The organism is Bradyrhizobium sp. LMTR 3, assembly GCF_001693485.1.
Classification (GTDB): Bacteria; Pseudomonadota; Alphaproteobacteria; order Rhizobiales; family Xanthobacteraceae; genus Bradyrhizobium.
In genome coordinates this window covers 122,736-144,062 of sequence record NZ_MAXC01000051.1, presented here as the reverse complement: position 1 = coordinate 144,062, position 21,327 = coordinate 122,736, and the positions used below count along the sequence as shown (strand labels likewise).

18 protein-coding genes are annotated in these 21,327 nt (G+C 63.0%); 7 read left to right on the top strand and 11 right to left on the bottom strand.

Annotated elements, in window-relative coordinates:
* Positions 1 to 10: 10 nt before the first annotated feature.
* The 4 genes from LMTR3_RS31030 to LMTR3_RS31015 all read right to left on the bottom strand — a co-directional run bounded on the left by LMTR3_RS31030 (position 11) and on the right by LMTR3_RS31015 (position 3,380).
* Positions 11 to 835 (bottom strand): GNAT family N-acetyltransferase, encoded by an 825-nt coding sequence (locus LMTR3_RS31030; protein ID WP_065748762.1) that lies wholly within the window; start codon positions 833 to 835, stop codon positions 11 to 13.
* Positions 822 to 1,859 (bottom strand): NAD-dependent epimerase/dehydratase family protein, encoded by a 1,038-nt coding sequence (locus LMTR3_RS31025; protein WP_065748990.1) that lies wholly within the window; start codon positions 1,857 to 1,859, stop codon positions 822 to 824. The genes LMTR3_RS31030 and LMTR3_RS31025 overlap by 14 nt, the downstream gene beginning before the upstream one ends.
* Positions 1,860 to 1,873: 14 nt before the next feature.
* The gene (locus LMTR3_RS31020) at positions 1,874 to 2,644 is read right to left on the bottom strand and encodes an ABC transporter permease (protein ID WP_065748761.1); all 771 of its coding nucleotides are present in this window, start codon (positions 2,642 to 2,644) and stop codon (positions 1,874 to 1,876) included.
* An 88-nt stretch (positions 2,645 to 2,732) separates the two neighbouring features.
* Complete coding sequence (locus LMTR3_RS31015; protein ID WP_028347374.1) at positions 2,733 to 3,380, bottom strand: TetR/AcrR family transcriptional regulator; 648 nt, start codon at positions 3,378 to 3,380, stop codon at positions 2,733 to 2,735.
* A 98-nt stretch (positions 3,381 to 3,478) separates the two neighbouring features.
* Between LMTR3_RS31015 and LMTR3_RS31010 the strand changes: the two genes are divergently transcribed.
* Positions 3,479 to 4,483, top strand: a complete 1,005-nt coding sequence (locus LMTR3_RS31010; RefSeq protein WP_065748760.1) for an ABC transporter substrate-binding protein — start codon at positions 3,479 to 3,481, stop codon at positions 4,481 to 4,483.
* A gap of 19 nt (positions 4,484 to 4,502) precedes the next feature.
* On the opposite strand, the gene LMTR3_RS31005 is transcribed toward LMTR3_RS31010, so the two are convergent.
* Entirely contained in the window at positions 4,503 to 5,501 is a 999-nt protein-coding gene (locus LMTR3_RS31005; RefSeq protein ID WP_084029918.1) for a Bug family tripartite tricarboxylate transporter substrate binding protein, read from the bottom strand.
* Positions 5,502 to 5,564: 63 nt separating this feature from the next.
* Positions 5,565 to 6,377 (bottom strand): IclR family transcriptional regulator, encoded by an 813-nt coding sequence (locus LMTR3_RS31000; RefSeq protein ID WP_065748759.1) that lies wholly within the window; start codon positions 6,375 to 6,377, stop codon positions 5,565 to 5,567.
* A gap of 100 nt (positions 6,378 to 6,477) precedes the next feature.
* Between LMTR3_RS31000 and LMTR3_RS30995 the strand changes: the two genes are divergently transcribed.
* Entirely contained in the window at positions 6,478 to 7,719 is a 1,242-nt protein-coding gene (locus tag LMTR3_RS30995) for an acyl-CoA dehydrogenase family protein (protein WP_065748758.1), read from the top strand.
* A gap of 101 nt (positions 7,720 to 7,820) precedes the next feature.
* Positions 7,821 to 9,767, top strand: a complete 1,947-nt coding sequence (locus LMTR3_RS30990; protein ID WP_065748757.1) for an alkyl/aryl-sulfatase — start codon at positions 7,821 to 7,823, stop codon at positions 9,765 to 9,767.
* 149 nt (positions 9,768 to 9,916) lie between these two features.
* Here the strand turns inward: LMTR3_RS30990 and LMTR3_RS30985 are convergent, their stop codons facing one another.
* A complete protein-coding gene (locus LMTR3_RS30985; RefSeq protein ID WP_065748756.1) occupies positions 9,917 to 10,984 on the bottom strand; it encodes a glycosyltransferase family 4 protein in 1,068 nt (355 codons plus the stop codon).
* A 303-nt stretch (positions 10,985 to 11,287) separates the two neighbouring features.
* Here LMTR3_RS30985 and LMTR3_RS30980 point away from each other — a divergent pair, with 303 nt between their 5' ends.
* From LMTR3_RS30980 to LMTR3_RS30965, 4 genes are all read left to right on the top strand, one after another.
* Positions 11,288 to 13,051, top strand: a complete 1,764-nt coding sequence (locus LMTR3_RS30980) for an ABC transporter ATP-binding protein (RefSeq protein WP_065748755.1) — start codon at positions 11,288 to 11,290, stop codon at positions 13,049 to 13,051.
* A gap of 68 nt (positions 13,052 to 13,119) precedes the next feature.
* Positions 13,120 to 15,318 carry an amylo-alpha-1,6-glucosidase gene (locus LMTR3_RS30975; protein ID WP_065748754.1) on the top strand — a complete coding sequence of 733 codons (2,199 nt, stop codon included), beginning with the start codon at positions 13,120 to 13,122 and terminating at the stop codon, positions 15,316 to 15,318.
* A 46-nt stretch (positions 15,319 to 15,364) separates the two neighbouring features.
* A complete protein-coding gene (locus LMTR3_RS30970) occupies positions 15,365 to 15,862 on the top strand; it encodes a PRC-barrel domain-containing protein (protein WP_065748753.1) in 498 nt (165 codons plus the stop codon).
* Positions 15,863 to 15,907: 45 nt separating this feature from the next.
* Positions 15,908 to 17,200, top strand: a complete 1,293-nt coding sequence (locus LMTR3_RS30965) for an MFS transporter (protein ID WP_065748752.1) — start codon at positions 15,908 to 15,910, stop codon at positions 17,198 to 17,200.
* Here the strand turns inward: LMTR3_RS30965 and LMTR3_RS30960 are convergent.
* The 4 genes from LMTR3_RS30960 to LMTR3_RS30945 form a co-directional block, all read right to left on the bottom strand.
* A complete protein-coding gene (locus tag LMTR3_RS30960; RefSeq protein ID WP_065748751.1) occupies positions 17,169 to 18,398 on the bottom strand; it encodes an MFS transporter in 1,230 nt (409 codons plus the stop codon). The genes LMTR3_RS30965 and LMTR3_RS30960 overlap by 32 nt on opposite strands.
* Positions 18,399 to 18,518: 120 nt before the next feature.
* Positions 18,519 to 19,010 (bottom strand): cupin domain-containing protein, encoded by a 492-nt coding sequence (locus LMTR3_RS30955; RefSeq protein WP_065748750.1) that lies wholly within the window; start codon positions 19,008 to 19,010, stop codon positions 18,519 to 18,521.
* A 311-nt stretch (positions 19,011 to 19,321) separates the two neighbouring features.
* The gene (locus tag LMTR3_RS30950) at positions 19,322 to 20,683 is read right to left on the bottom strand and encodes a dihydrolipoyl dehydrogenase family protein (RefSeq protein ID WP_065748749.1); all 1,362 of its coding nucleotides are present in this window, start codon (positions 20,681 to 20,683) and stop codon (positions 19,322 to 19,324) included.
* A 90-nt stretch (positions 20,684 to 20,773) separates the two neighbouring features.
* The gene (locus tag LMTR3_RS30945) at positions 20,774 to 21,265 is read right to left on the bottom strand and encodes a DUF302 domain-containing protein (RefSeq protein ID WP_065748748.1); all 492 of its coding nucleotides are present in this window, start codon (positions 21,263 to 21,265) and stop codon (positions 20,774 to 20,776) included.
* Positions 21,266 to 21,327: the final 62 nt, after the last annotated feature.

The window sequence follows — 21,327 nt, the reverse complement described above, 5'->3', positions numbered from 1 at the left end:
GCGGCTATTCCTATCCGAATTCCGGGCCGGCGACGGCGAACGGCGGTTGCGCGGGCGAGGCGGTCGCGGAGCCAAAGCGCATGCGCTGAAACGGCCGCTCGATATTCGAGCCCGAGCGAACGAGACCGTTCAGAAACGCGTCCTGAGAATGAACGGCGTCGATCAGCCAGGGGCCGGTCTCGGAGTTAGTGATGGCGTCGACCAATGCCAACGCCTGATCGGCGTGGTCGGCCAGGACTGGACCGATGTGCCGTGCGGTGCGCCCATCGCGGATCAGGGCTATGGCTCGAGCATCCGACACGATGCGAGAACCCGGGCGCGCAGCAAATTCCGACAGCAATGTGCTGCGGTCGAATCCCATGGCTCCGCCATCGCGCGCGGCCAGGGCTTCGAGGTTGCCGGCCGCGAGCGGCCCTGTCGCTGTGGTGCCTTGCGGCTTTTCCAACCGGAACCGCCGTAATTGTAGCGTCGGCGCAAAACCGAGCGGACCATAGACGGTCGCGCCAGCCGGCGTGGCATCAAGCCAGCTTGTAAGCCCGCGCCGCGCGGCCGCTTCCAGGCAGGTATCGACGAGCCTGGTCGCAAGGCCGCGGCGGCGAAAGCTGGCTGTCACCAGCACCATGCTGATCCAGGCATTGCCGGCCGAGTAGGGCAGGAGCGCCGCTGATGCCACCAACCGGTCGCCGTCGCGCGCGCCGAATACGATCCCTTGGCTCAGGAAAAAGCGCCAGTCGGCTTCGTTCTGGTTCCAGCCCGCTTCGGTCGACAGCAGGAGCCCGGCCTTCGCATCGCTGACATCGAGTTCGACGATGTCGATGGGCTCAATAGCGGCCATCGCGCACCTCGTATTTGGTGGGCTTGCCGAGGCTCGGCATCGAGCGCGACACCCAATCGGCGGTCCAACTGATGAGCTGCTCGGTATCGACGATCGGGAGGCCGAATAGTTTCACCGCCTGCGACGTGTCGGTGAGCCACGCCGTCGGCTCCTCTTTGCCGACAATCACGGGCGTGCGGCCGAAGCGCTGGCCGAATTTTGCGGCGAGGTCGCGCACCGCGAGGATCTCGTGGCCACTGACATTGATCGGCGAGGTCGGCGTCTCGCAATGCGCAAGACAGCGCAGCGCTTGCGAGGAAGCGTCGCCTTGCCAGATGAAGTTGACATGGCCGAGGCTGACGTCGATCGGCTGGCCTTGCAGCACCTTGCTTGCGATATCGTGCAGCACGCCGTATCGCATGTCGATCGCGTAGTTCAGCCGGAACAGCCGTCCGGGCGTTCCATGCTTGCGTGAGAAGTATTCGAACATGCGCTCGCGCCCGACGCAGGATTGCGCGTATTCGCCCGGCGGATCGGGCGCCATATCCTCAGCCGAGCCCTTGCCGTTGACCGGCACGAACGGATAAACGCAGCCGGTCGAGAACGCGACAATACGCGACGTCGCAAAGGCCTGCGCGACCAGGGCTGGGACGTGCGAATTCATCGCCCAGGTCAGCGAGAGGTCGCCCTCGGCGCCGAACTTGCGCCCGGCCATGAAGACGATATTCGGAATTTTCGGGAGCGCCTTGATGGCACTTTCGTCAAGCAGGTCGCAATTGATGGTCTCGACGCTGCGCGCCTGCAGCCAGTCCTTGACGGCGGGATCGCTGAACCGGGCGACGCCGATCACGCGGCGCTCCGGTACGGCCGCCTTGGCGAGGCCGGCCAGCGTCGGCCCCATCTTGCCGGCAACACCCAGGATCATGATGTCGCCGTCGACCTTGCGCAGATCGTCGATCAACGCCTGGCTCGGCCGGCACAACAGCTCGTCGAGTGCGGTGATATCGGCGATCGTCTGCGGCAGGTTTTCGCGCGTCAGCAGCATCTTCATTCCCTGTCTTACTGCAGCCGGATGTCACGGACGACGAACATCCGCTCTAAGCCGAGCACGAGCCCATACAGCGCCACACCGAGCAATGTCAGGAGCACCACCGCCATCACCATCGCCGGCGTATCCAGCGAAGACTGCACCTGGATCATGAGGTAGCCGAGCCCCCGCTCGGAGGCGATGAACTCGCCGACGATGGCGCCGGCCACCGCCAGGATCGCGCCGACCTTCATTCCGGAAAACACGTAAGGCAACGCACCCGGCAACTGGATCTTCCGGAACAGCGTCCACCGCGAACCGCGCAGCGACTTCACGAGATCCAGCAGGTCCGGTTCCACCTCACTCAGTCCACGCGCGGTGGTGAGCAGGATCGGAAAGAAGCAAATGGAAAACGCGATCAGGATGTTCGGAAAGATGCCGTAGGAAAACCAGACGATGAACAACGGTCCCAGCGCCACTTTCGGGATCATGTTCAGCGTCACGAACAGCGGCAGCAGCAGAAGGCTGACCAGCGGCGACCAGGTAAACAGCACGGCCAGCATGATGCCGACCAGCGCGCCGAGGCAGAACCCGCCGAGAATTTCGATGGCCGTCACGGCGAGATTGGAGGGCCAGGCATAGCTGGGAGAACCCAGCGTTGCGACGGTCGCGAGTGGCGAGGGCAGAATGAATTTCGGCACCTGGAAGGCGTCGACCAGAACCTGCCAGAGCACGATCACAGCCAGATGCACGATCAGGATGATCGCGAAAGACCGTGCCGATCCGCCGTCACCGCTGAACACCGTGCACTCCCTTTGGATGCGCGGCCGGTTCCCCGCCACGCGGCGGCAATCTACCGCGGCCTCTGCAACTAATCAACCATCTGGTTGATTATGGGCGCAGCGAATGCATCACCAGGTCGACCACGTGCCTGCGACGCGCCTGCCGCGCGGCCCGGCTCGACAGGTCCTTGCCGAAGATCGCCGACAGGGTCGGCGTGTTCGAAAAGTAAAAATAGCTGAGCCCGGCAATCGAGATATAGAGGTGCACGGGGTTGATACCTTTACGGAATATGCCGGCCTTCACGCCCTCGCCGAGAATGGTCGAAACCAGGCTGACCAGCGGCGAATGCATCGCTTCCAGTTTTCGCGATCCGCGCACATGCCGGGCGCCGCCGCGGTTCTCGTCGTTCAGCAGCACGATGAAGTCCGGATGCGCGGCAAGGTGATCGAACGAACTCTCGATCAGCTTCTTGATGGCCTGCTCGGGCGGCAACCCTTCGAGATTGAGCTTGCGCTCCTGGGCGCGGATCTCCTCATAGACCCATTCCAGCACCGCCAGATATAGCGCGTCCTTGTCGCCGAAATAGTGATAGACGAGCTGCTTGTTGACGCCCGCCCGCGCAGCGATCTCGTCGACCCTGGCCCCGGCGAGGCCACTGCTGGCGAATTCGCGCCGCGCCGCCGTCAGCAGCTTTTTGCGGGTCGCGGCCGGATCGCGCCGCTGCGGCCTGGTATCGTCAGAACGTTTTTTGGGCATTTCCAACCAAATAGTTGACAAGTCGTCTGGTCCCTTGTTGCATTGGTAGCGTCACGGATGCGCGACTACAAGATCGGTTGCAGAACGAGGAGGGTGCAATGAAGGCTTTGCGAATTGCAGGATTGGTGCTTGCGCTTGCCGTGCCGGCTGCGCCCTGTGTAGCCGCCGAGTCCGTCAATCTGATCCTGAACTGGACGCCGACGGCCGATCATTCGCCGTTCTATTACGCCAAGTCCCAAGGCTGGTACGAGAAGGCCGGCATCGATCTCACGATCGAGGTCGGCAAAGGCTCCGGCGTCTCATCGCTGAAGGTCGGCTCCGGCGGCTCGCCGTTCGGCATCGCGGATCTCGCGACCGCGCTGGTGGCCAAGAGCAAGGGCGCCGACGTGGTGGCGCTGATGAGCATCTACGCCAACACCGGACAGACCTTCTATTGGCTGAAGAGCTATGGCGTGAACGGGCCGAAGGACTTTCCGAACCACAAGATCGGCAATCCGCCGGGCGACGCGTCGCGGGTGATGTGGCCGGCCTTCGCCAAGGCGGCGGGCATCGCGCCTGACGCCGTAAGCTTCGTCAATGTCGGTCCGACCGCCAAGATCGCGGCGCTGAAGAGCCACACGGTGGATATCATCAGCGATTTCTACAATGAGCACGATCTCAAGGTGATCGAGTTCGGCGCCGATCTCGGCTACGTCAATTGGAAGGATATCGGGCTGAACCCTTACGGCAACTCGTTGATCGTCAACGGCGCCTATCTGCAAAAAAATCCAAAACTGGTCGAGGACTTCGTCAAGATCAGCCAGAAGGCCTACGCCGCCTGCGTCGCCGACGTCGCGCCCTGCCTCAAGGCGCTGCTCGACCAGGCCTCGGGTCTCGACAAGGAAAACCAGCAGCGGCAGTGGGAGCGCATCAAGTTCCTGATGACGGACGAATTCACGACGACCAAGGCGCTCGGCTGGATCGATGCCGAGCGGATGAAAAAGGACTACGAGCTGGTGCAGACCTATCTCGGCATGGAAAAGCCGTTCGACGTGAATACTGCGTTTTCGGTCAAGATGCTGGATACGAGCATCAAGATGGATGCCAGCAAGGTGAAGAAGTAAGTCATTTGGGAGGCAGACATCACTGCAGCGCCATGCCTGACGTCGCGATCACCTTCGTCAGCTTCTCGTGGTCGGCCTTCATCAGCGCGGCGAGATCGGCGAGCGGCATCGGCTTGCCAGGGATGTTGGCGACTGCGAGCTGGCGCTGCACTTCCGGGTTCTGCAGCGCCTTGTTGATGGCCTCGTTGATCTTCGCGACAATGGCATTGGGCGTTCCCGCCTGTACGTAGATTCCATACCAGGGCACATAGGTGGCTTCCGGAAATCCGGCCTCCGCAATCGTCGGCACATCGGGCAGATCGGCGACACGTTTGTCGGTCATGACAGCAAGCGGTTTCACGCTGCCGGCCCTGATGTGCGGCAGTGCCAGCTCGAGCGAGACGATCTCGAAATGCATCAGGCTGGTCATCAGGTCGATCAGCGCCTGCGGCTGGCCTTTGTAGCCGACATTGGTCAGCTTGATATCAGCGGCCTGAAACAGTTTTTGCGCGCTCAGATCGATGGAGGAGCCGGTGCCGGGATTGCCGAAATTGAGTTCGCCGGGCTTCTTGCGCGCGATCTCGACGAATTCCTTGATGGTGCTGGCCGGCATTGACGGATGCACCAGCGCCACGCTCTGATTCCAGACCGCAAGGCCGACGCATTTGAGATCCTTCAGCGCGTCCCAGCCGGCGTCCTTGTAAAGCGTCGGGTTGACCAAAGCCGCAGGGCCGGTAACCAGCCAGGTGTAACCGTCGGGTTCGCTGCGCGCCGCTGACGCGGTGCCGATGTTGCTGTTGCCGCCCGGCCTTGCTTCGATGACCACCGTCTGTTTCCAGTCGCGGCCGACTTGCTCGGTCACCGCGCGCGCGACGATGTCGACGATGCCGCCGGCGGGGTAGGGCACGATGACGCGGATCGGACGGTTCGGATAATTGCTCTGCGCGTGCGCCGCGTTGCCGAGCAGCATGATTGCGCCCAAAGCAAAACCCATGACTAAACCCATGGCAACGCCCAGCACGGTTTTGACCCGGCTCATTCTTCCCTCCCCATTTTTTGCGCACCTGTCGAGCGGTGCGCCTTGCCCCTCTGACGGGGGAATTCAGTCGTTGGCCACCAGCGAGCGAATGCTGCGCGCCAAGCCCAGCATGCGCGGCCCGCATTCACGCTCGATCTGTTCGGCGTTGAATCGAAATGAGGGAATGCCGCAATTGACCGAGAGGCAATCACCCGACGGCGTGCGGTATAGCGGCGCGGCGACGCCAAAAATCTCGCGCCGCCATTCGCCGAGCGAAATCGCAAAGCCGCGCTCCTTGCAAATCTCGACGTCCGGCAGCGTCCGCCTCTGGACATAATCGGCCTCGTCCGGGCGTTCGGCCTTCACCTTCGCCACGTACGCGTCGAGTTCTTCCCCGGTGAAGAGCGAGAGCAGGGCGCGGCCGACGGCGGTGGGCGCCAGCGAACTGGCAAAGCCGACATCCGGCAGATGCGCCACGGCGTCGGTGGTGCGCAGCGTTTCGACATAGATGAAGTCGAGCCCGAACGGCATCGCGATCGAAACCGTGCCGCCGGTGTAGGCCGCGAAATCGCGCATCAGCGGGCGTGCCAACTGCCGCACCTTCAGCGCCGACAGCACCGGGTAGGCCGCGGCCAGAATGCCGAGCCCGAGCTGGAAGCGTCCCTTCGCGTCGCGCTTGAGATAGCCGAGTTGCGCCAGCGTGTAGGTCAGCCGCGACACCGTCGGTCGCGACAGGCCGGTATGGAGTGCAAGCTCCGCGTTCGACAGCGAGCCCGTGCGGTTGCGGAACGCCGCCAGCAGGTCGAGCCCATGCGCCAGCGTGGTCGCGAAGGAGGGATCGGCCTGATCCTCCGCAGTCCGGGATATCGAGGGATCGATATTGGAAATCGCCACCATGGCGAAAGTTGGCCATGCTTCCGCAAAGCTGTCAATATGTCGGAACGAATTTGCATATTGTGTCGATATACGCTTAAGTTTCCAAAAATCGGGAGGCGGCATGGATTTCGACCTTTCCGGGCGATCGGAAGAGTGGCGGCAGAAACTTCAGGCGTTTTTCGACGGCGAAGTACTGCCGCGCCATCGCGGCTGGCTCGATCACACGGCCAAAGGCGAGCCCGCGCCCTTCATGGAGGACCTGCAGCGCAAGGCGCGTGCGGCGGGGCTATGGAATCTCGGGCTTCCCGAACTCCGGGAAGACGAGCCCGGCACGCGCCTTTCCAACCTCGAATATGCGCCATTGGCCGAGGTCATGGGCCGGCTGTTCTGGGCGCCTGAGGTCTTCAATTGCCAGGCGCCCGACGTGCCCAACATGATCGCGCTGCAGAATTGTGCGACGCCCGAGCAGAAGGCGCGCTGGCTGCAGCCGCTGCTGGAAGCCAGGACGCGTTCGGCGTTCGGCATGACCGAGCCGGACGTGGCTTCATCCGATGCGACCAACATCGCCACCCGCATGGTCCGGGATGGCGATGACTACGTCATCAACGGGCGCAAATGGTTCATCACCGGCGCGGCGCATCCGAAATGCAGCTTCCTGATCGTGATGGGCGTGACCGATTCCGACGCCGACCGGACGCGGCGCCATTCCTGCATCATCGTGCCGATGGATACGCCAGGCGTTCGGCTGGTGCGCCGGCTGCGCTGGATGGGGTGCGAAGATCACGTCGCGCCGATCGGCGAGCTTTCGTTCGATAACGTGCGCGTGCCCCGCGCGAACCTGCTCGCCGCGGAAGGCGAGGGCTTCAAGGTCGCGCAGATTCGTCTGGGACCGGCACGCATCCATCATTGCATGCGCTCGATCGGGCTGTGCGAACTGCTGATCGAACTGATGATGGTGCGGTCATCCGAGCGGTCCGCGTTCGGACGTACCTTGATGCAATACGACACCGTGCAGCGCTGGATCGCCGAATCCCGCGTCGAGCTCGAGCAGGCGCGCCTGTTGACCTATCGTTGCGCATGGCGCCTCGATCAGGCCGGCCATCACGGCGCCTGGCGCGATGTGTCCTTGATCAAGGTGGCGGTGCCCGCGATGCTGCAGAAGATCGCCGACCGCGCCATGCAAGTATTCGGGGCCATGGGCGGCTCCGACGATACGCCGATCCATCAGGCGCTGGCCTGGGGGCGCCTGCTGCGGATCGGTGACGGGCCCGATGAAGTCCATCTACGGCAGATCTTTCGCATGGAGCCGATGCCGTCTTGGTCGATTGCCAACTCGCCGTATCTGTCCGCACATCCGTCCTGAGCGGCGGCAATATACGTAACGGCGGCCGGAGGGACTCGAGTGTCGCTGACGCCGTTCGAATTTCGACCTTCTGTTTCTTCTGCGTAAGGGAGCACACAACAATGAGCCAACCAGCCACGATCGAAGCGCGCAACGAGTCTCCAAAGGAAGCGTCCGCCTCCGTCATCGCGCAGCATGCGGCGACGCTGAAGGCGCTGCCGTTCTCCGACACGCGTGATTTCGATGACGCCGCGCGCGGCTTCCTCGGCACGATCGAGAATGCGAGGATTACGTCGCCTCAGGGCAGGGTGGTCTGGAGCTTGGAGCCTTACGGTTTCCTGTCCGCGGAAGAAGCGCCGCCGACGGTCGATCCCAGCCTGTGGCGGCAGTCGCGCCTCAACATGCATCACGGCCTGTTCGAGGTGGTGCCCGGCGTCTACCAGGTGCGCGGGCTCGACATCGCCAACATGACGCTGATCGAGGGCGATAGCGGCGTGATCGTGGTGGATACGCTGACCTCAATCGAGGGCGCGCGGGCGGCGATAGAGCTCTACTTCCAGCACCGCGGCAAGCGGCCCGTTGCGGCCGTGATCTTCACCCATACCCACACCGACCATTGGGGCGGCGCGCGCGGCGTACTCGGCGATGCAACACCTACCGGCGGCGGCGTGCCGATCATCGCGCCCAATCTGTTCATGGAGCATGCGGTTTCGGAAAACATCATCGCCGGCCCCGCCATGCTGCGGCGCGCGCAATATCAGTTCGGGCCGTTTCTTGCGAAAGGTGTGCGCGGGCAGGTCGATTGCGGGCTGGGCAAGACCATGGCGGCGGGGGCGGTTGCGCTCGTGCGCCCGACCGACCTGATCATGGCGACCGGCGACCGGCGGACCATCGATGGGGTGGATTTCGAATTCCAGATGGCGCCGAATAGCGAAGCGCCGGCGGAGATGCATTTCTTCTTACCGCGTTACAAGCTTCTCAACCTTGCGGAAAACTGCACGCATAATTTTCATAACCTGCTGCCGTTTCGCGGCGCCGACGTACGCGACGCGCTGGCCTGGTCGAAATATCTCGGCGAGGCCCTGCAAATGTGGGGCGGCAAGGCGGATGCGATGTGCGGCCAGCACCATTGGCCGGTCTGGGGGCAGGAGCGGATCGACACCATGATCCGCCAGCAGCGCGATCTCTATAAGTTTGCGCATGACCAGACCATCCGCCTGATGAACCACGGGCTGACCGCAGCCGAAATCGCCGAAACCATCCACCTGCCCGCGAGCCTTGAGGACGCCTGGCATGGCCGTGGCTATTACGGCCACATCAGGCATAACGTGAAAGCGATCTACCAAAAGTATCTCGGCTGGTACGACGCCAATCCCGTCAACCTCGATCCGCTGCCGCCGGTCGAATCGGGCAAAAAGTATGTCGAGTATATGGGCGGCGCGGACGCCGTCCTGGCGCGCGCAAGAGCGGATTTTGCCAGGGGCGAATTCCGCTTCGTCGCGCAAGCCGTGAGCCATCTGGTGTTCGCCGATCCCGAGAACCAGGCGGCGCGTGCGTTGCTCGCCGATACGTTCGAACAGCTCGGCTATGCCTCCGAAAGTTCGACCTGGCGCAATGCCTATCTGTTCGGCGCGCAGGAACTGCGGCAGGGCATGCCCAAGACGTCGCCGCGCGCCGCGATGCCACGCGAAACGCTGGCCGCGCTGCGCACCGAACAGCTCTGGGACGTGCTCGGCGTGCGCCTCAACGGTCCCAAGGCCGAAGGCAAGCGCATCGTGCTGAACTGGAATTTCACCGATACCAAGGAGAGCTTCATCCTCAACCTGGAAAACTGCGCGTTGACGTATATCGCCGGCGCAGAAGCCGCCGATGCCGACGCCAGCTTCACGCTGCCACGCAGCGTGCTCGACGACGTGATCGCCAAACTGACGACATTCCCCGAAGCAGTCGGCTCCGGCAAGATCACGGTCAGCGGTAATCCGATGCGGCTCGGCGAATTGATGATGCTGATGGACGAATTCCCGCGGATGTTCGAGATCGTCGAACCGAAGCGGACGATGGTCTTCTGACGTGATTGTGACCTTGTAAATTGCAGGGTGGGCAAAGGCGCTTCAGCGCCGTGCCCACCATCCGTCCGGATTGTTGCTCGATGGTGGGCACGCTTCGCTTTGCCCACCCTACGGCCGTCTTGCGACGACGAGGGAAGGTGCTACCGTTACTACTCCGCGCTGCTGACCAGCTTGATCCGCGGCTCTTCCTCCATCAGGCCGCGGTAGGCAGCCAGATAATCGAGCGCCATGCGGCGCGCGGTGAAGCGGGATTCGAACTGTTTGCGGATGGCGACGCGGTCTAGCGCGGCAAGGCGGTCGACCACGGCGACCGCGCTGGTTTCATCTTCCACGACAAAGCCCGTGTGCCCCGGATCGATGATCTCCGGGACCGAACCGCGATTGTAAGCGAGGACCGGCGTGCCGCAGGCCATCGCTTCGATCATGACGAGGCCAAACGGCTCCGGCCAGTCGATCGGGACCAAGAGGCCGATCGCGCCGCTGAGAAAGTCGGATTTTTCGCGATCGCTGATCTCGCCGATATATTCCACCAGCGGGTTGGCCTTGATGAGCGGAGAGATCACTTCGTCGTAATATTCCTGATCGGCGCGATCGACCTTGGCTGCGATCTTGAGCGGAATGCCGCATCTTGTCGCGATCCGGATGGCGCGATCCACGCCCTTTTCCGGCGCGATCCGTCCCAGCACGGCGAGATAAGATGGCCGCACCTGTTGCGGTGTCAACAAATCCTCCGGCAGCCCGTGGTGAACGGTGCGCAGCCAATTGGCCTGCGGCACCGGTCGACGCTGCGCGTTGGAGATCGAGATCACCGGCACCTTGGAGAAGGTATTGAATACCGGCTGATGCTCCGGCAGGTCGAGCCTGCCGTGCAGGGTGGTCAGAAACGGCGTCGGCTGTCGGTAGAACAGCGAGAACGGATAGTAGTCGAGATGAAAGTGCAGAAAATCGAACTCTTCATCGTCGCATTTCTGCCGGACGCGTTCCAGCATCACCATGTGCAGCGCGTTGGGGTCGCGCACTGAGCCGTCGAGGCGCAACGCCTTCGGCCATGTCGCATCGAGTTTCGCCGACGTGCGGGAGTCCCCGCTGGCGAACAAAGTGACTTCGTGCCCTAACGCTACCAGTTCTTCAGTCAGCCAGTGCACCACCCGCTCGGTGCCGCCGTACAGTTTGGGGGGAACAGCCTCCGTCAGCGGGGCGACCTGCGCGATGCGCATCTTTCGTCTCCTGTTTCGAATGTTGGTTGGATAAATCCCTCAGCCCGCAGATCGGCACCGGCGTGCCGGAGGTGGGAACGTTCTTGCATCTGCGAAGTTCCCATCATCGGCGCATCTTGGTTCTTCCACACGACTGTCTTGCTGATGCCATCTGACACCAACAGATTTAAGGCGACTTCGATGCTGCAGAATTGTTGCGCGGTGATGGCTGCGCGCCAGCAAACCCGAAGCGGCACCGTTCACGACCTCGTGCGCGATGTACGTTAGGGATTCCCTTTCACTCTCAACAGGTTTGCAGACGACATGGATAATCTTTCAGGGTATGTGCGGCGGCCGCTTCCTTTTGTCTTGCGCTATCTGCGCAGGCGCCGCGGAGCCCATGTAGTCATCGTATCTGCCGTCGTTGCAGCGGTTGCATGCTCGGTGGGCACGCAATATGGCGTGAAGAGTCTGGTCGACAGCCTGACGGCCGGTTCGTCGCACGCAAGTAGCGTATGGCTGGCATTCGCTTTTCTCATGTCGCTGATCGCGGCGGATAATCTGCTGTGGCGGGTCGCGAGCTGGACGGCGAGCTTCACCTTCGTCGGCGTCACCGGCGATCTCCGCCGCGATATGTTCCGCCACCTGACCGGTCATGCCCCCAGCTATTTCTCTGACCGGCTGCCGGGCATGCTGACCAGCCGTATCACCGCGACATCCAATGCCGTCTTCACCGTCGAAAACATGTTCGTATGGAACGTGTTGCCGCCGTGCATCGCGACCGTTTCGGCGATACTCCTCATAGGAACCGTCAGTCTTGCGATGTCTGCGGGCTTGATCATCATCGCGGGTATCATGCTGATGGCGATGTTTCACCTCGCCGCGGCGGGCAAGCCGCTGCATGATGACTTTGCTGACAAGGCGGCTGCGGTGGACGGCGAGATGGTCGACGTCATCAGCAATCTGCCGCTGGTCCGCGCGTTCTGCGGCCTCAGCTACGAACACGATCGCTTCGACGCCACCGTCGAACGGGAACTCGACGCCCGCGGGCGCAGCCTCCGTTATCTCGAGAAGCTGCGGCTGCTTCACGCCGTTGTGACTATTCTGCTGACGATCGCGCTGCTGGCGTGGGTCATCACGCTCTGGCAGCGGGGCGCGGCGACCACCGGCGATGTCGTACTGGTATGTACGCTCGGGCTCTCGATCCTGAGCGCGACGCGCGACCTTGCGGTGGCGCTGGTTGACGTGACCCAGCACGTCGCCCGCCTGACGGAGGCGATTGCCACCTTGCTGCTGCCGCACGAATTGAAGGATCATCCCGAGGCCGAGCCGCTGATCCGCAGCGGCGCCGCCGTCGCCTTCAACAACGTCTCGTTCCACTATCCCGGCGGCGTTCAGGTGTTCGAGAAGTTCTCCTTGCGCATTCAGCCGGGACAACGGGTCGGGCTGGTCGGCCATTCCGGCGGCGGGAAATCCAGCCTGTTTGTGCTGCTGCAGCGGTTCTACGACGTCCAGCACGGCAGCATCATGATCGACGGCCAGGATATCTCACGGGTGACGCAGCAGAGCCTGCGCGAGGCGATCTCGGTCGTGCCGCAGGACATCTCGCTGTTCCACCGCTCGATCATGGAAAATATCCGCTACGGACGTCCGAACGCGACCGACGACGAGGTGCTGCGCGCGGCAATCGCGGCGCGCTGCGATTTCATCGAGAATCTCCCCGAAGGCATGGCGACGATGGTTGGCGATCGCGGCATCAAGGTTTCCGGCGGGCAGCGGCAGCGGATCGCCATCGCGCGCGCCTTCCTGAAAGACGCGCCGATCCTGTTGCTGGACGAGGCAACCGCGGCGCTCGACAGCGAATCCGAAGAGGCGATCCGCGAGGCGTTGTCGCGGTTGATGCGAGGACGCACCGTGATTGCCATCGCCCACCGTCTCGCCACCTTGCGCAATTTTGACCGTGTTGTGGTATTGCAGGGCGGGCGGATCATCGAGGACGGTCCGCCGGACATTCTCCTGCAGGGAAGGGGCCCTTACCGCGAATTGGTAGCGCGCGAAATGGGCCGTCTCGCCACCCACGCGGCCTGATCTGCGGCAGTAGCGTTTGCGTCCCGATGCGTCCATCACAACGCAAGGAAATCGCTTGAGGGGTCAAAATGACAGCCGAAGTCAGCCAACTGATCACCGTTCAGGCTGCCGAACACGTCGCGGAGTCGCCATTCTACATCCCGATGACGGGACCGGCGACGCGGCCGCGCTGCTCGCTCAAGCACGATGATACCTTTATCGTGCTGGACAGCCATGGCGATATCGGCGCCTCCGCTGGCGGGCCCGACGGTCTGTTCAACGCCGATACACGTTACCTCGCCCGGCTGGAGATGGTGCTCGACGAAGTTCAGCCGCTGTTGCTCGGCTCCAATCTGCGCGATGATAATTCGGCGCTGACCGTCGATCTCACCAATTCGGACGTGTACCGTAACGGCAGGCTGGCGTTGCAGAAGGACACGCTGCACATCGTTCGCTCGATCTTCCTGTGGCGCGGCACAGCCTACCAGCGCATCGCGCTGCAAAATCACGGCGATAGGCCGGCGAGCTTCGACCTGACGCTGCTGTTCGACAATGATTTCGCCGATTTGTTCGAGGTGCGCGGCGAGCGCCGCTCGCGCCGGGGTGTAGGCTCCAGCCGGTTGCTTGGTCCCGCTGATGTCATGCTGGAATACAGCGGGCTCGACGGTAAGGCCCGCATTACAGCGTTGCATTTCGAGCCGCGGCCGACGCGGCTCGCGGTCAATTCTGCAACCTATCATTTCGAACTGGCACCCAGGCAAGTGATCGCATTGTTCGTCGCGGTATCCTGCAACAAGCCGGCCATGCAGAAGCCGGTACCATTCTATCGCGGCCTGCTGGCGCATCGCCGCGAGATGCGACGGTCGACGGCCGGCGCAGCCAGTATCGAGACGTCGAACAATATCTTCAACGAGGTGCTGTGCCAGGCGATGGCCGATCTCAACATGCTGATGACGGATACGCCGCAGGGCAGATATCCCTATGCCGGCATCCCCTGGTACTCAACGACGTTCGGCCGCGACGGGCTGATCACCGCGCTGCAGATGTTGTGGGTCGATCCGCGTATCGCCAAGGGCGTGCTGCGGCGGCTGGCTCATTTTCAGGCCAAGGAGGTCGATCCGCTTGCCGATGCCGAACCTGGCAAGATCTTGCACGAAATGCGCGGCGGCGAGATGGCGGCGCTGCGCGAAGTGCCGTTCGCGCAATATTACGGCAGCGTCGACTCCACGTCGCTGTTCGTGCTGCTGGCCGGCCTCTATGTCGAGCGCACCGGCGACGAGGAAACGCTGGCCGAACTATGGCCCGCGATCGAGGCGGCGTTGCGATGGATCGACGGCCCCGGCGACCCTGATCGTGACGGCTTCGTCGAGTACCAGCGCGCCACCGAGCAGGGGCTTGCCAACCAGGGCTGGAAGGATTCCTTCGACGCGATCTTCCACGCTGATGGACAGCTCGCCGAGGGCTACATCGCGCTGGCGGAAGTTCAGGGATATGTGTTTGCCGCCAAGCGGCTGGCGGCGCGCTGCGCCCGGCGGCTGGGATTCATCGACCGGGCGGCAGAACTCGAATCCGCAGCCCTGCTGCTGGCCGAGCGCTTCGAGGAGGCGTTCTGGTGCGAGGAACTCGGCACCTACGCACTGGCGCTCGATGGCGCCAAGCGGCCGTGCAAGGTCCGAACTTCCAATGCCGGCCAGCTTCTTTTCACCGGCATCGTTCGGACCGATCGTGCCCGTCTTGTTGCGGCCGATCTGATGAGCCAGAAATTCTTTTCGGGATGGGGCATCCGCACCGTTGCCTATGGCGAGGTTCGCTACAACCCGATGTCCTATCACGACGGGTCGATCTGGCCGCACGACAACGCGCTGATCGCGCTCGGTTTTGCGCGCTACGGCCTGAAGCATTCGGCGGCGCATCTGTTCAAGGGCCTGTTCGACGCTGCGAGCTACATGGACTTGCGGCGGCTGCCGGAATTGTTCTGCGGATTCCGACGGGAGAAGCGGCGGGGACCCGTGCTTTATCCGGTCGCCTGTGCGCCGCAGGCCTGGGCCAGCGCGACGCCCTTTACCCTGCTTGAGGCGACGCTCGGTCTAGAATTCGATGCGGCGGGTGGCGAGATCCGTCTTCGTGATCCGCGCCTGCCGGAATTCCTCAACGAGGTGGTATTGCGCGATCTGCGGATCGGGTCCTCCAGCGTCGACTTGAGGGTCCGCCGCCACGGCGAGGTTGTGTCGCTCGAGGTATTGCGCACGCGCGGACAGATTCAGGTGTCGATCGTGTTGACGCATTAGCGGTCGTGCATTCCCATCCATGCGTCTTCGGAGTTCAGGAGGCCATATGCGCGCCGGTATTGTCATCATATCGCTGATCGCCGGGCTAGCGGTGAGCCTTCCGGTTTCGGCAGCGGAAGATAATGGAACGCAGGGAAGCCGTGCCGCTCCGGCCGATGCCGCGAAAGGTGCCACGAAAAAGGAACCGGCGCCTCCGGCGTCGGTCACTGTGATCGGCGCCCGCGACGCGCTCGGCATTCTGGGCCGCGAGGTCCGCAGTGCGGCCAACGAAAATATGGGACGCATCGTCGACGTGATCGTGGACCGCGAGGGCACCGTGCGCGCCGCCGTCATCGATTTCGGCGGCTTTCTCGGTGTCGGCAGCCGAAAGATCGTCGTCGACTGGAGTGCGCTGCGTTTTGGCCGTGTTGCCAACAAGAGTGACAGCATCACGCTCGAGTTGACCAAGGAGCAGGTGATAGCGGCGCCGGAATACAAGCAGGACGCGCCGGTCATCGTGCTCGGTGCGGCCGGCCGCTTACAGCCGTGGGATTTCGACAAATAAAGGAGAAACGGTCTGATCGCGCGCCCGTCCCAGTCGCTCGATCCGATGAACGACGATCGCCATGGGCGATCCGCCGGCGAGGGAAATGTTGTGCCGGTGCCGCCCGCACCCAGCGAGCGGCCCAAACCGTCGCGCGAGAGCCACCGCGGCCTCGACTGGTTCATCTTCTTTCTCGCCGACGTGCAGACCGGATTCGGTCCGTTTATCGCGGTTTACCTCACCACGCAGAAATGGACGCAGGTTGAGATTGGCTTCGTGCTGTCGATCGGCGGGATCATCGGCCTGCTCGGGCAGATGCCGGGCGGAGCCGTTGTCGATGCAGCCCGTTCCGAGCGGCTGGTGGCGGGGCTTGCTGTCGCCACCATCGGCTGCGCCGCGCTGGCCTACGCCTTATGGCCGATCTTCCCGGTAGTAACTGCGGCCGCCATCTTGCATGCGCTTGCGAGCTGCGTGCTGGGTCCGGCAATTGCCGCGATCAGCCTCGGCCTGGTCGGGCCGTTTGCGATCGGGGAACGGCTCGGGCGCAATGCCCGTTTCGCGTCCCTGGGTAATGGTTCAGCGGCGGCGCTGATGGGCGCATCCGGCTATCTGCTGTCAAGTCAGTCGGTCTTCTTCGTCACCTTCTTTCTCACAATTCCCACCTTGTTGGCGCTTGCCCGGATTCGTGGCCAGGAAATCAACGTGGCGCAGGCGCACGGTGCCTTGAGCGAGGACGGCGATGATACCAAGGCCGCCGACAAGGAGGCGACCAGTGTGCTTCATCTCCTTCGGCAGCGCCCGCTGCTGATCTTCGCCGGCGGCGTATTGCTGTTTCAACTCGCCAACGCCGCCATGCTGCCGCTGATGGCCGGCGTGGTCACGACGCGATCGGCTCAATGGGCGCCGGTGCTGATTGCGGCTTGCATCATCGTACCTCAAGCGATCGTCGCGTTGACTTCACCCTCGGTCGGGCGCAAGGCTCAGGCGTGGGGGAGGCGGCCGCTGCTGCTCTTGGCGTTCGCTGCGCTGGCGATCCGTGGTTTGCTGTTTGCGGTGGTTCGCGATCCCTATGTTCTGGTCCTGGTGCAAGTGTTCGACGGCATTACCGCGGCCGTGCTCAGCGTAATGGTGCCGCTGATCGTGGCCGATGTCGCCTACGGCAGCGGCCACTTCAATCTGGCGCAGGGGATCGTCGGAACCGCGACCGGCATCGGTGCTTCGCTGAGCACGGTATTGGCGGGCTATATCAGCGATATTTTTGGCAGCAGCGTCGCGTTCATCGGGCTGGCGGGGATCGCAGCCCTTGGCTTGACGCTGATCTGGGCGTTCATGCCGGAGACCCGGCGGACTGAGGTTTAAGCGTGAGGCCCACGGTCAATAGCGCCGCGATGGCGAGCGACGCGCCGACGCCGGCGATGCAGGCGCTCCATCCGAAGCGGTCGAACAACTGGCCCAGCACGGCGCTGCCGACGAGACCTCCGAGGAAATAGCAGGCAAGATAGGTTCCGCTGGCAATGCCGCGGTAGTCACTGGCGGCCTGGCCGACGAAGCCGGTGGCGCAGGCCTGCGCAAAGAACGTCCCGACGCCGACCAGTACCATGCCGGCCAATACATGCGGCAGGTGGGAAGAGAGCATCAAAGGCAATCCAATGGCCGCCACGGCCAGCGCCCCCCAGATGGCTGGCCGCGTGCCAAACCGGGCGACAGCCCTGCCGGCAAACAGCGTCGTGACCACGGATGGCGCGAAGACGAAATAGACAAGGCCGAGGTCCATCCGTCCGAGCGAGAGCGGCGCACGGACCAGCACAAAATTGACAAAGGTGAAGGTGCCGATAAAGGCAAACAGGATGCAGAAGCCGATAGCGAAGGCCGAACGCAGCGCCGGGTTACGCCAATGCTCGATCGTTGCCGCGAGCGGCGATTGCACCGTGAGCACCGCGTGCATCGGCTTGACCCGATGGATGGTGAAATAGACCAGCACGGCACCGGCGAGATTGAGCAGCGCGAAGAAATAGAAGTTCGAGGCCAGCCCGAGCGCGTCGACCACGGCGGCCGACACCAGCCGGCCGATCAGATTGCTTGCTACGTTGCCGGTGATATAGGCTGCGAAAGCGCCGCCCGCATCCATCGAACTGCATTGCTCGCCGAGATGGGCCAGCGTCAACGCGAACGCCGAGGCCATGCAGAGGCCCTGGGCGATGCGAAGCACCGTAAACGTCGTGAGATCAGGCGCGATCGCCAGCAACGTGGTGGGGACCGCGAGCACGACCAGGCTGACGAGAATGCCGAGCCGGCGATCGATGTGCGGGCTGAAGAAGCCGACAACGAGGCCGGCAACGGCCATGCCGATGGTGCTGGCATTGACGGCGATACCCATGGCGGCCGGGGTTACATTGTAGTGCCGGGTCAGCGACGGAAGAATCGCCTGCGTCGCGAACAGATCCACCACGGTCAGGAACGCCGTGAGGCCAATGACCAGGGATCGTAGCGCCACGCCGGGTGAGTGACCATGCATTTCCATCGCTTGGGATTTCATCGGCGCGGACATGCTGGTCATGGCGCTTCTCAATATCTTATCGAGAAAGAAGGATGTGACGCCAAGGCGTGTGGGACGACACGGGGTCCCCAGGCCGTCACATCCGGCAACGAGACGTCGGGTGGCGCTCGTTACAGCTCCTTACATATTGTGGTCGTGCGGATCCTTGCGGACGTCGCCGACATAGAGAATGACGGTCTCCTTGCCGAGATTCTTCCACCAGTGCGAGGTGCCGGCGACTTCCGGCCTGATCTCGCCGGCCTTGTGCACGATCGGCTCCGAGCAGTTGCTGGCGTACTCGACAATCTCGCCCTGCTGGACATAGATCAGCGCAGGCCGGTCGTCATGGCTGTGCCAGGGTACGATGCCGCCGGGCTCGATGGTCAGCTTGCGGAAGCGCAGCTCGCGATCCCTGATGTTGGCCGGCTGCTTCTCGAGATTGATCGAGCCGAGCGTGACGTCGGTGACACCGACCGGCTTGTGGTCGACCATCGGGCGGACATTTGCCTGCATTTTTCCGGCCGGGCATTCGCCGGCCACGGCGCTCGAGGCGGTCGCAACCGAACCTGCGATCAATCCGGCGAGCGCGAGGCCCTGCCAGACCATGCGCGACGTGACGTTGGATTTGGACATGTCGTGGTCTCCTCTGGTTTTGCCTTGGCACCGGATGGTCCGGCTACGTCACCACCATCGTGGAAATGACGCACGAGAGGAAATGCCGGTTGGCTTTTGACTCGATAGCTCCCTGCTATGCGGTTAGTTCTACTGCGTCATTGGCCCCTCATGGTGAGGAGCGTGAAGCGCGTTTCCGGACGATGCTTCGCATCGCCGGGAGAACCATGAGGCCCCGCCCGTGGCTTACATCCTTCGAGACGCCCGCTCTGCGGGCGCCTCAGGATGAGGGCTAGAGCAGCGATGACGGAGTAGGACTAGAGCGTTTTCATCTAGCCGTGGCCGAGCATGTGTTTGATGTCGGAGGAGAAGGTCGGATAGGCGTAGACGTTTTCCCGGATCTGGCTCGCGGTAATGCCGAACCGCATCGCCAATCCGAAGATGTTCACCAGTTCCTGCCCCGAATGCCCGACGAAATGAGCACCAAGGATGCGGTCAGTGGCCTGATCGACGATTACTTTCGACCACGCCACTGTTTCGGCATAGGTTTTCGCGGAGAACCAGTCGAGCATGTCATTGACGTGGACGTCGATCGCAAGGCCGTTCTGCCTGGCGGCGGCTTCCGTCAGGCCAACCGAGGTGAGCGGCGGCACCGTGTAGACCGATGTCGCCATGCTCGCGTAGTCCGGGCTGTACTTAGCGCCTTCGACGATGTTTCGGCCGACGATGTCGCCCTCATAGGTCGCGATCGGCGACAATTGCGGCGAGGTCGGAACTGCGTCGCCGCAGACATATACGTTGGGATTGGAGGTCGACCGCAAATGGCGGTCGATTGCGACGCGGCCATTGGCTTGCTCGACCTGGCCCGCGGCAAGATCCAGCGTATCGACATTGGCGACGCGTCCGGCGCCGTTGACGACACGGTCGGCCTCGGCTACGTGCACGGTGCCGTTATGGCTGAAGACGACGCGCAGGCGGTCCTTCGCCCTTTCAATTTGCTTGACGCTCACTGCAGCTCCGATGCGAATGCCGATGCGCTCGCTCTCGGCGTGCAAGCGCGCGACGGCGTCGGCGTCCATGGCTGGCAATAGCTGCGGCAGCGCTTCGAGAATCGTGACCGCGGCACCAGCGCGCGCATAGACGTGGCCAAACTCGAGCGCGATGACACCACCACCGATGAAGATCACGGAAGCCGGCAGTTCGCGCTCGCTCAGCATTTCGTCCGAGGTGATCATGAGCTCGGCTCCCGGAATCGGCAGCGGCCGCGGCTTCGATCCCGTCGCAATCACGATATGCCTGGCCTCGAGTGTCCGGCTTCCGACGCGGATGGTATTGGAGCCTGTGAACGCGCCGCGACCCTTGATGACCTCGACGTTGCGCTTGGCCATCGCGCGGGCGAGATTGGCAGGAATGTCCTTGATCATGTCCTTCTCGCGGTCGATCAGCGCGGCCCAGTCGAGTTTCGGCTTGCCGACAGCTATGTGATGGGTGGATGCGCGTTCGATTCCGTGCAGCGCGTGACCGGCGGCGACCAGCACCTTCTTCGGCGTGCAGCCGCGGTTCGGGCAGGTGCCGCCGAGAAGATCGGCCTCGATCATCGCGACCGACATTCCCGCGCGCCGGACCGGTCCGGTGACGCCGATGCCGGCATTGCCGCCACCGAGAATGACCACGTCAAATTTCTCCGGTGTCATCGGACGAACTCCTCTGTTGGCAACGCCGGATGCGATCAGGCCGCGCCGGCGGCGCAGCCTGATGAGCTTGCGGCAAGCAGGCCGACACGGTTACTTGGTTGTGATGGTCGAGGTGATCGAGCCCACCACCTTGGTCGCCATCTCGAACTGCGCCACACGGTCCCTGATATTGTGACGCCTGGCGATCCATCCGAAATCGGTCCAGACTGCCCAGACGTCGCCATTGTCGTCCTGCGTCAGCAATAGCCGGACCGGCCAGTCAAGCCCGGCGTTCGGATTCGAGGTGATGAACTGCGTCCCGAGCGGCGGATTGCCGAACACCAATAGCGTCGAGGGACGCAGTTTGATGCCGGCACCGGCCGCGAGTTTCGATTGGTCGATCTCGCTGAAGAATTTGATGCCCTTGGCTGCGATATCCGCCTTGATGCGGCTGATCGCCTCCGGCATCGGCACCGCGCTCTTGACGCGAACGATACCATCGTCGCTGTCGGCCCGCGCTGCCGAGACGGCGGAAAGCACGAGCACCGCCAGCAGCAGTGTGGCAAGGAAATTTGCAAAGCGGTTCGTCAGATGGCGTGTCATGGGAAACCTCCCGTCGGTGGCGCATGCCCTCCGCATGCCTTCGAGGGCAGGATGAACGTTCG

What these genes read in the sequence shown, in the direction of transcription:
- LMTR3_RS31030 (WP_065748762.1), bottom strand. Translation starts at nt 835, where the DNA reads ATGGCCGCTATTGAGCCCATCGACATCGTCGAACTCGATGTCAGCGAT.
- LMTR3_RS31025 (WP_065748990.1), bottom strand. Translation starts at nt 1,859, where the DNA reads ATGCTGCTGACGCGCGAAAACCTGCCGCAGACGATCGCCGATATCACC.
- LMTR3_RS31015 (WP_028347374.1), bottom strand. Translation starts at nt 3,380, where the DNA reads ATGCCCAAAAAACGTTCTGACGATACCAGGCCGCAGCGGCGCGATCCG.
- LMTR3_RS31010 (WP_065748760.1), top strand. Translation starts at nt 3,479, where the DNA reads ATGAAGGCTTTGCGAATTGCAGGATTGGTGCTTGCGCTTGCCGTGCCG.
- LMTR3_RS31005 (WP_084029918.1), bottom strand. Translation starts at nt 5,501, where the DNA reads ATGAGCCGGGTCAAAACCGTGCTGGGCGTTGCCATGGGTTTAGTCATG.
- LMTR3_RS31000 (WP_065748759.1), bottom strand. Translation starts at nt 6,377, where the DNA reads ATGGTGGCGATTTCCAATATCGATCCCTCGATATCCCGGACTGCGGAG.
- LMTR3_RS30995 (WP_065748758.1), top strand. Translation starts at nt 6,478, where the DNA reads ATGGATTTCGACCTTTCCGGGCGATCGGAAGAGTGGCGGCAGAAACTT.
- LMTR3_RS30990 (WP_065748757.1), top strand. Translation starts at nt 7,821, where the DNA reads ATGAGCCAACCAGCCACGATCGAAGCGCGCAACGAGTCTCCAAAGGAA.
- LMTR3_RS30985 (WP_065748756.1), bottom strand. Translation starts at nt 10,984, where the DNA reads ATGCGCATCGCGCAGGTCGCCCCGCTGACGGAGGCTGTTCCCCCCAAA.
- LMTR3_RS30980 (WP_065748755.1), top strand. Translation starts at nt 11,288, where the DNA reads ATGGATAATCTTTCAGGGTATGTGCGGCGGCCGCTTCCTTTTGTCTTG.
- LMTR3_RS30975 (WP_065748754.1), top strand. Translation starts at nt 13,120, where the DNA reads ATGACAGCCGAAGTCAGCCAACTGATCACCGTTCAGGCTGCCGAACAC.
- LMTR3_RS30970 (WP_065748753.1), top strand. Translation starts at nt 15,365, where the DNA reads ATGCGCGCCGGTATTGTCATCATATCGCTGATCGCCGGGCTAGCGGTG.
- LMTR3_RS30965 (WP_065748752.1), top strand. Translation starts at nt 15,908, where the DNA reads ATGAACGACGATCGCCATGGGCGATCCGCCGGCGAGGGAAATGTTGTG.
- LMTR3_RS30960 (WP_065748751.1), bottom strand. Translation starts at nt 18,398, where the DNA reads ATGACCAGCATGTCCGCGCCGATGAAATCCCAAGCGATGGAAATGCAT.
- LMTR3_RS30955 (WP_065748750.1), bottom strand. Translation starts at nt 19,010, where the DNA reads ATGTCCAAATCCAACGTCACGTCGCGCATGGTCTGGCAGGGCCTCGCG.
- LMTR3_RS30950 (WP_065748749.1), bottom strand. Translation starts at nt 20,683, where the DNA reads ATGACACCGGAGAAATTTGACGTGGTCATTCTCGGTGGCGGCAATGCC.
- LMTR3_RS30945 (WP_065748748.1), bottom strand. Translation starts at nt 21,265, where the DNA reads ATGACACGCCATCTGACGAACCGCTTTGCAAATTTCCTTGCCACACTG.